Below are 8,965 nucleotides of genomic sequence, written 5' to 3' on the forward strand. Positions count from 1 at the left end.
GTAGACTCCTCGTTTTTGAAGAGTACAAATAACCAAAAACACTATTATGGAAAATATATTATTAACTACAGAAGAAGCATTTAGAACCGTAAGTTCGGGAAGGAAAACGGTCACCTTACTAGACAATATTAATCTAACCGTGAAAGAAGGAGAATTCATTTCGCTCATGGGACCATCAGGTTCAGGGAAATCTACTTTACTGAACTGCATTGGGATGTTAGATGATTTTACAAAAGGAAGCTACACCTTTTTAGACGAGCCTGTCCATAGTTTGAAAGAGAGAAACCGATCTAAACTATACAAAGAGTATATAGGTTTTGTATTTCAGGCGTATCACCTTATCGACGAACTCACCGTATACGAAAATATCGAAACACCTTTGCTCTATAAAAGCGTAAAATCATCTCAACGGAAAGCTATGGTTGCGGATATACTAGACCGCTTCAATATTGTTGGGAAGAAAGATTTATTCCCTAGTCAATTAAGTGGAGGCCAGCAGCAATTGGTAGGAATTGCAAGAGCTTTAATTGGAGAACCCAAACTCATTTTAGCAGATGAGCCAACAGGAAATTTAAACTCCAAGCAAAGTGAGGAAATTATGAAATTATTTTCAGAATTAAATAGAGAAGGGGTCACCATAATACAAGCCACACATTCCGAAAGCAATGCGGCTTACGGCTCACGAATAATTAATCTTCTTGATGGGAAAATCGTCTCCTAAAAATAAATGGAATTAGATGAATTCAAGAATTCTTTTCAAACAAGAAAACATCTCGATACATCCCAACGAAAAAGTTGGAACACTCGATGAGACAAAAAAAGTTAAAACCAGTATTTTACGACATACATCAACGAGAAATGAGAAAGGTTTAATTGATTTTTAGTAAAAAATCATTGATATTGTATATAGAACTTTCGTGGATGCAATAAAACATCTCGATACATCCCAACGAAAAAGTTGGAACACTCGATGAGACAAAAAATTTAAGATCAGTATTTTACGACATACATCAACGAGAAATGAGAAAGGTTTAATTGATTTTTAGTAAAAAATCATTGAAAGTATATTGAGAACTTTTTTAATACAACATGACATCTCGATACAATTTTCAATTCAGCTCTTTAATCGAGCAAAATCAAAAACCACTCGAAAAGACAAAACGACTAAATAGTGTCTGATCGGAAACATAGAAAAATTAAGAATCAAATTGTTACGCTATACGTTAATCGTAACCAAACATTAGCCTATTAAAAATGAGTAATCAGTACCTCGGTCAAAGTCGAAGACTACAATTGAATACAGGCTATTTATCATTCAAAAATAAACAAAACATAAAATTATGAAATCTAAAATCATATTGTACACTATCCTATATATTATGGGACTGGCAGGATATACTCAAAATGAAACAAATACAAGTTATTCGTTAGATGAATGTATTTCTATAGCCTTAAAGAATAACCTCGATTTGAAATCTACTAATTTGGTAGCCAATTCTGAGAAAGTAAACTATCAACGATCAAAGGCAAATTTATTACCTCGTCTGAATGGCGATTTTAACTTAGGAGTTAATGATGGTAGAAGTATAGACCCATTTACCAATGATTTTATAACTCAGGAATTAACATTTTCGAACGCGAGATTGAGTTTGGATATTACCATTTTCAATGGTTTTCGATTATTGAATACCGCTAAACAAAACCGACTCAACAAAAAAGCTTCAGAACTAGAAATTGAAGCTGCAGAACAGGATTTGATTTTAAATGTCACCCTAGCCTATCTTCAAGTTTTAAATGCCCGAGATGTTTTACAATTAACTAAAGTAAGATTAGAAACGACTCAGCAACAGCTCAGCATACAAGAAGGCTTTTATAAAAACGAATCTGGAAATCCAGCAGATTATGCAGATATAATAGGGCAAGTATCTAGTGATGAAACCAGTATTTTAGTATCTGAGTCTAGTTTGAATAATGCAAAATTAAATTTAGTTCGATTATTGAATGTAGATGAAGCTATCCATTTTGACACAAAAAGACTTATACTAGATTTTGAAGAATATAGCTTATCTGCTGATGAAGTATACACCCAAGCTATCCAAAACTTAGCCATCTTTAAAGCAGGTGAATTGCGCATTGAAGCTTCAGAAAAAGGAGTAAGTATCGCTAAATCTCAGTTTACACCAGAAATTTCTCTTTTTGGTGGAATAAATACCAATTATTCTAGTGCAGCGCAGCTATTCAATTCTATAGGGACTCTTGTTGTGGAAACAGGTGATTTTATAAGTTTAGATGGACAGAATTTAATGGTGATGTCAGAACAAACCTCTTTTGCTGCTCAAAGCATCAGTTTTAGGGATCAACTCGATAATAATTTAAATACCGTTGTTGGTGTTGCCGTCAATGTGCCGCTTTTCAATGGGTTTAGAGCAAAGAATAATATGGCTTTAGAAAAAATTAGAGTTGAAGAATCTTTGTTAGAATTAGAACGCACACACTTGGATATTAAGAATGCCATTGCCCAAGTTCATTTTGATATGAAAGCAGTTTATAAAAGATACGATAGCTTTTTAAATCAAGTAGAGGCCTATAAAGAATCCTATCGGATAAACGACATTAGGTTTAAAAATGGGGTCTCTAATTTCTTAAACTATATCAACAGTAAAAATAATTTAGACAATGCAAAAGTAAACCTTGCAAATGCCAAGTACGACTATTTATTGCGCGTAAAGGTGTTGGATTATTATAGAGGAAGTGAGGATCGTTTTAATTAAAGTGTAGATGGTGAAACGCAGTTCTTCAGAAAGGTTAGCTAGCAAACAAAAAACTTTTCTTGAGATGCTGAAATAAATTCAGCAGGACAAAATCATATTGAATTGGTCAGTGCAACCAAGTTCACTACAATAAGCGAAATCCCTTTATTCCCTGTACCCCTCTGCTTGAAGTTCAAACAGTTCTGCATAAAGTTTAGGATTGGCCAATAATTCTTTGTGAGTTCCCAGTTCTAAAATACTTCCGTTTTGAAGTACCAAAATGCGATCTGCCATTCTCACAGTTGAAAAGCGATGGGAAATGATAATGCTAGTCCGGTCTTTGGTTAAGCCTATAAACCGCTGGAAAACTTCAGACTCTGCTCTGGCATCCAATGCAGACGTAGGTTCATCCAAAATAATAATGGGTGCATCCGACATATAAGCTCTCGCCAAAGCAATTTTCTGCCATTGGCCACCAGAGAGCTCTGCCCCTTTCTTAAAGCGTCTGCCTAAGCCTTGATCATAACCCATAGGTAAACTTTCAATCACGTCGTTGGCGAGACTTTGAACTGCAGCGTCTTTGATTTTATCAATATTATGCTCTTCGTCAATGTTCCCAACCGCAATATTAATTTTAGCAGTTAAGTAATACTTCACAAAATCCTGAAAAATCGCTCCCAGCATTTTTTGATAGTCTTCTTTTCTATATTCACGAATCGGTACGCCATCCATTAAAATTTGACCACCAGTAGGTTCGTAAAGCCGCAATAGAAGTTTTATCAGTGTTGTCTTTCCTGCTCCATTCTCTCCAACTAAAGCCAGCTTCTCCCCTTTTTCCAAGTCAAACGTCAGTGAGGACAATACCATTTTCTCTGACTGTGGATAGCTAAAGCTCACATTATCGAAATGTATGCTGTGGTTAAATTCTGAAGGGGCTGCACGATATTGCTCTGGATTATCACTACTAAAGTCCATATCGACAAATTCGAAATAATCCTGGAGATACATGGCGCTTTGGGTGATGTTTGAAAAACGAGAAAACACGGTTTGCAGCTGGTTTCGCAGCTGACTAAAGGAACCTGCCAAAAAAGTTAAGTCCCCGATGGTTACCAAGCCAGCAACTGCTTTTAAAACAATAAAGACATAAGCGCCATAATAGGCTAAATCACCTAAAATATGAAAAACGCCCCCCCACAGACTTTTTTTAATGGAGAGCTTTTTATTGGCTTTGTAGTATTTATCGGAAATGCGTTTAAACGTAGAGCTTATAAAATCAGCCAAACCAAATAACTTGATCTCTTTAGCGGTGACATCACTCGCACCAATCATACGCATATAGTCAAGCTCACGACGTTCTGGAGTCCAGCTCTTTTGAAGCGAATAACTAGACTGGCTATATTTCAGCTCATTAATAAACGACGGAATAATAGAGATGACCAATAACACAATCAAAATAGGATAAAAATAAATCAATCCAGAAACCAGCGATATTATTGTGATAATATCTTGGATTTGTGCCAAGACGTTAGACATTAAAGACACTCGGCTGGTGGTTTGCTGTCGAGCACGCTCCAACTTATCGTAAAACTCTGAATCTTCGAGACTTGCCAGTTCAACTTTAGCGGTTTTTTGAATCAGTTCTATCGACGATGCATTGGAGTATAGATCACCCAAAAGTCCATCGGTTAGGGAAATAAGCCGATTAAATACGTCACTTAGTATAGCTAAGAGCAATTCTATCCCGATCAACCAATACAATCTGTTTAAATCGGACGTATCCAGATCGACTCGGAGAATCACCTCATCTATAATTTCCTTTCCTACCCAGAGTAAAGTAATAGGAATAAGGGATTTAAGCAATCTTAAAAATACGTTCCCAATAAATAAACCAGGGTGAGTTTGGTAGACTCTACTTAAAAAACGGGGTATAAACCGCAGGGAAGCAAAATCATTTTTATTCTCAGATACTCTAACCATACATTTATATTATCTCAGCAAAGTTAAACGTTTACGGTACTTAAATGGAACTACTACTAACCTTCTTTTCGCAAAACCTCCAAAGGTGAACTGCGTAAGACAGTTTGAATATTGCTCAAGCCAATCACCAAAACCAAAAGGGTAATCCCTGGTAAGAAAACTAAAAAGGGAATCAAGGAAGGCACAAAGGGCTCCTTGAAAACAAGTAGCGCTAAACAGAAGCTACTCACTAAAGCCAACAAAATTCCAACTAAACTCCCCAGCAGTCCTAAAAACAGATATTCCAAAGCGGTTATTTTTAAAATCTGTGTATTTTTCGCACCTAAAGTTCGCAGCAAAACACTTTCTTTAATACGTTGGTACTTACTGGTTCGTACAGAACCTATCAAAACGATAATGCCCGTAAGAATACTAAAGAAAGCCATAAAATTAATGATCCAAGAAATCTTATCTAGAATATCTTCCAATAAGGTGTATACCTGTCGCAAATCTATCACCGACACATTAGGGAATTTCGCTACCAAATCCCTTTGTAATTTTGCTGAAGCTTCCTCATCTGGCACAGCGGTGGTAATCACATTAAACTGTGGGGCCTTTTCTAAAACACCTTTGGGAAAAACAATACTAAAATTAAGCTGAATTTTTCCCCAGTCTACCTTGCGAATACTGCCCACGGTGGTTTCCATAAGCACACCCTGCACATTAAAAACAACGGCATCGCCAACACCTAATTTTGCATCTTCGGCAAGATTATCTGAAATAGAAATCTCCACGGGATCTCCAGACTTTAACTCTGGAATCCACTCCCCTTCTATAATTTCTTCTGAATCAATCAAGGTGTCACGATAGGTTGTTCTAAACTCATGGTTTAAAATCCAACCGCGAATCTGACTCGTGGAATCCTGCCGTATCTTATTCACCAGTTGATCTTTAATTTTTTGCATTCGCATAGTCACCAGCGGAATGTTGTCAAGAGTGGGCAAATCATTCCCAATAAGTTGTTGTTCTACAGCATCGCGTTGATCAGTTTGCACATCTAAAATGATCATATTGGCAGTTTCTACAGATTGCTCGATATCGGTTTTAGCCAATAAAATATCTTTGGTAAAGTATAAGGTACTGATCAAAAATGTCCCTAAACCAATCGCGACCACTAGCACCACGGTCTGGTTATTTGGCCTAAATAAATTTAGCAAACTTTGGCGTGAAATAAACCCCCAGCGTTTTGGGAAATAGGTTCTAATGAGTTTCATACACAACAAAGCAGTCCCCGCTAAAACAACAAATGTAATTAGTGTAGCACCAACAAAACCCAATGCATAGAGCATATCCTCGAGTAACCAGAATGAAAATAAAAACAGAAATACGAGTATCCCAGCGAATACAAAGAATCTCGCCTTTTTTGGACCTTGAGAAGTTTTTTCATCAATACGTAACACTTCTAACGGAGATACATACCAGGTTCTTAGTAATGGCAAAAGCGCAAATAAAACCGACATAAACAGCCCTAGAAAAACACCAATAAGTATGGGTTGGAAAGAGATGCTTATTTCAACCGCAAACGGAAGAAACTCTTGTAAAATATAAGGGAATAAAACCTGAAGTCCTACCCCAATGAGCGAACCCACCAGCCCACCAGCAACACCAATACCCGCAATTTGAATTAAAAAGATAAGGAAGCTCTGCTTTCTAGACGCTCCCATACATTTTAAAACGGCAATGGCTCTCAGTTTTTCTTTGATATAAATATGAACAGAACTCGCGATACCCACACAGCCTAAAAGCAAAGCTATAAAAGCTGCTAGATATAAGAATTTTCCTACATTATCATAACGGTTTCCTAAACGTTCGCTAGTGCTGGTATGCGTATCTAAATCGGAATTTTCTGCCTGTAGCATGGGATTTATTTTCTCCTCAAACTGACTTAAATTTAAAGTATCTGACGCTTTGTAAAAGAATTGATACTCTTTGCGACTGCCAAATTGAAGGAGTTCAGTGCTTTCAACAAACCGATTTGGAATAATTACCGGTGGAGCTACAGAGCTTGAAATTGCCGTAGTCCCAGGAATAGCCTTTAAAGCGCCTGCAATAGGAAGGGTGAGTTCTCCTACTTTTATAGAATCCCCTGGTTGGATGTCAAACTGAAGCAATAAAGTCGCATCCACCAATGCTCCACCTGAATCTTGATAAGTACTTGCTGCTGAGGCAGGTTCGGTATCGATCGTGCCGTAGAAAGGAAAGTCACCTTTTAAAGCACGCACCTTTACCAGTTTGGTGCCTCCACTTTTGGGAAAGGCAATCATCGATACAAAGTTAACTTCAGAAGCATTGGGTTTTAGGGAGTCTATGATCGCTTGAGCTCGCTCCGTAGGTTGTTTCCTACTATCGATGATGTAATCGGCACCCATCAAGGCTTTAGATTGGAGTTGAATATTGTCTTTAAGATTAATGCTGAACAATTGTATGGAAACCACTGCAGCAATACCTAAGATGATGGAGGCCATAAATAAAAGCAGACGCACTCTACTTGCCTTGGCATCACGCCATGCCATCTTAAAGAGCCATTTTGTATTTTGATTCATAGGAAAGGGGTGTGAATTTACAGAACTTCTGTGCGTTGATTGGTTAACACTTGACCGCCTTTCAGACGCAGTATTTGCTGGGTTCGGTTAGCTAATTCTAAATCATGCGAAATAATCACCAGCGTTGTTCCAGCTTCTTTGTTCAAATCAAATAATAGTTTAATCACTTTTTCTCCGGTTTCCTCATCTAAGTTTCCTGTAGGCTCATCTGCAAATAAAATAGAAGGCGCATTGGAAAAGGCTCTAGCTAGAGCAACACGTTGCTGTTCACCTCCTGAAAGCTGAGATGGATAATGATATGAACGGTCGGCTAAACCCACTTTTTCCAATAAAACCATACTTTTTTTGGCTGCGGCTTTATCTCCTTGTAATTCTAAGGGAACACTTACATTTTCAAGAGCAGTGAGAGTTGGCAACAGCTGAAAGTTCTGAAAAATAAAACCCACTTCTTTATTCCGTAATTGGGCCCTTTGGTCTTCGTTTAAGTGACTTAAATCCTGACCACATAACTCCACACTTCCTGCATTTGGATTATCTAATCCTGCACACAAGCCTAGTAAGGTTGTTTTTCCACTTCCTGAAGGTCCTACAATAGAAAAAGTTTGTCCTTTTTCAACCTCAAAAGAGATGTTCTGCAAGACCGTTAATTCTTTGTGACCACTGGAATAAGTCTTTTTTAGACCAGTAATCTTCAATATCTTTGGCATATAATTTTAATTAAAATGACAGCGTATGTCAAAGGCTCAAAATAAACAAATGAATCTAAACTTACCAACTTCCGCTATGCAGAAACTCATAAGGCTTTGTTATATTATTCCCCTGGTTTTAATCTTGGGTTGTGGTGGTGATAAAAAGAAAAAACCTACACAAGAAAAAACAATAACAGAACAAACCGTGCCATCCCAAATCGCTGAGACTTCAGAAAATAGTACTGAAACCATCTTATGCTTTGGAGATAGCATTACAGCTGGCTATGGACTGGAGGATAGTAATGATGCGTTCCCTGCTGTATTACAAGAAAAAATTGATTCTTTAAATTTAAAATATATAGTTGTTAATTCAGGCTTAAGCGGAGAAACATCAGCGGGTGGTAAAAGCCGAATTGACTGGGTCTTGAATCAAGATATCGATATTTTCCTATTGGAGCTTGGAGCAAATGACGGCTTACGGGGAGTTCCTTTATCTGAAACACGTGCTAACCTTCAGGCGATTATAAAAACCGTAAAAGAAAAAAGTCCGAACACAAAGATTATTCTTGCTGGTATGCAACTGCCTCCGAACATGGGGCAAAAGTACACTACCGAATTCAGACAGTTATATTCTGAATTAGCCGAAGCCAATAATCTTGCCTTTATTCCTTTTATCTTAAAAGATGTTGGCGGTATTGCAGAACTCAATCAAAGTGATGGCATCCACCCAACAGTTGAAGGTCATAAAATAGTAGCCCATACAGTGTGGGAAGTCTTAAAACCGATGTTGGAATAATTAAGAATTTATAATTGCCAATTTTAAATTTGTTAGTGTTGGTCATATATTGAAGTTCAATTCTAAAAAAGTTTCACGCAAAGAGCGCTAAGTTTTTCGCAAAGGCCGCAAAGAATCAATTAAAGTTAATTTTCTTCTTTGCATTTTTTTCTTTGTTTGCTTTTCGTGAAA

The 8,965-nt window shown here is 37.2% G+C and carries 7 protein-coding genes; 4 read left to right on the forward strand and 3 right to left on the reverse strand.

The window, feature by feature from the left end; genetic code table 11:
* Nucleotides 1-46: 46 nt before the first annotated feature.
* The 3 genes from CXF67_RS05210 to CXF67_RS05215 all read left to right on the forward strand — a co-directional run bounded on the left by CXF67_RS05210 (nucleotide 47) and on the right by CXF67_RS05215 (nucleotide 2,771).
* Nucleotides 47-721, forward strand: coding sequence for an ABC transporter ATP-binding protein (locus CXF67_RS05210; protein WP_102087781.1), 675 nt, complete (start codon nucleotides 47-49; stop codon nucleotides 719-721).
* A 16-nt stretch (nucleotides 722-737) separates the two neighbouring features.
* On the forward strand, nucleotides 738-884 hold the full coding sequence (locus CXF67_RS18110) for a hypothetical protein (protein WP_180957902.1): 147 nt from the start codon (nucleotides 738-740) through the stop codon (nucleotides 882-884).
* A 456-nt stretch (nucleotides 885-1,340) separates the two neighbouring features.
* Complete coding sequence (locus CXF67_RS05215) at nucleotides 1,341-2,771, forward strand: TolC family protein (RefSeq protein ID WP_102087782.1); 1,431 nt, start codon at nucleotides 1,341-1,343, stop codon at nucleotides 2,769-2,771.
* A 144-nt stretch (nucleotides 2,772-2,915) separates the two neighbouring features.
* Here the strand turns inward: CXF67_RS05215 and CXF67_RS05220 are convergent, their stop codons facing one another.
* Genes CXF67_RS05220 through CXF67_RS05230 form a run of 3 tightly spaced genes read right to left on the reverse strand, consistent with a single transcriptional unit; the run spans nucleotide 2,916 to nucleotide 8,016 of the window.
* A complete protein-coding gene (locus CXF67_RS05220; RefSeq protein WP_102087783.1) occupies nucleotides 2,916-4,727 on the reverse strand; it encodes an ABC transporter ATP-binding protein in 1,812 nt (603 codons plus the stop codon).
* Between the two features lie 56 nt (nucleotides 4,728-4,783).
* A complete protein-coding gene (locus tag CXF67_RS05225) occupies nucleotides 4,784-7,279 on the reverse strand; it encodes an ABC transporter permease (RefSeq protein ID WP_102087786.1) in 2,496 nt (831 codons plus the stop codon).
* A gap of 47 nt (nucleotides 7,280-7,326) precedes the next feature.
* Nucleotides 7,327-8,016 (reverse strand): ABC transporter ATP-binding protein, encoded by a 690-nt coding sequence (locus tag CXF67_RS05230; RefSeq protein ID WP_102087784.1) that lies wholly within the window; start codon nucleotides 8,014-8,016, stop codon nucleotides 7,327-7,329.
* Nucleotides 8,017-8,041: 25 nt separating this feature from the next.
* Here CXF67_RS05230 and CXF67_RS05235 point away from each other — a divergent pair, with 25 nt between their 5' ends.
* Complete coding sequence (locus CXF67_RS05235) at nucleotides 8,042-8,794, forward strand: arylesterase (protein WP_102087785.1); 753 nt, start codon at nucleotides 8,042-8,044, stop codon at nucleotides 8,792-8,794.
* Nucleotides 8,795-8,965 lie beyond the last annotated feature (171 nt).

Source organism: Psychroflexus sp. MES1-P1E (assembly GCF_002836055.1).
Classification (GTDB): Bacteria; Bacteroidota; Bacteroidia; order Flavobacteriales; family Flavobacteriaceae; genus Psychroflexus.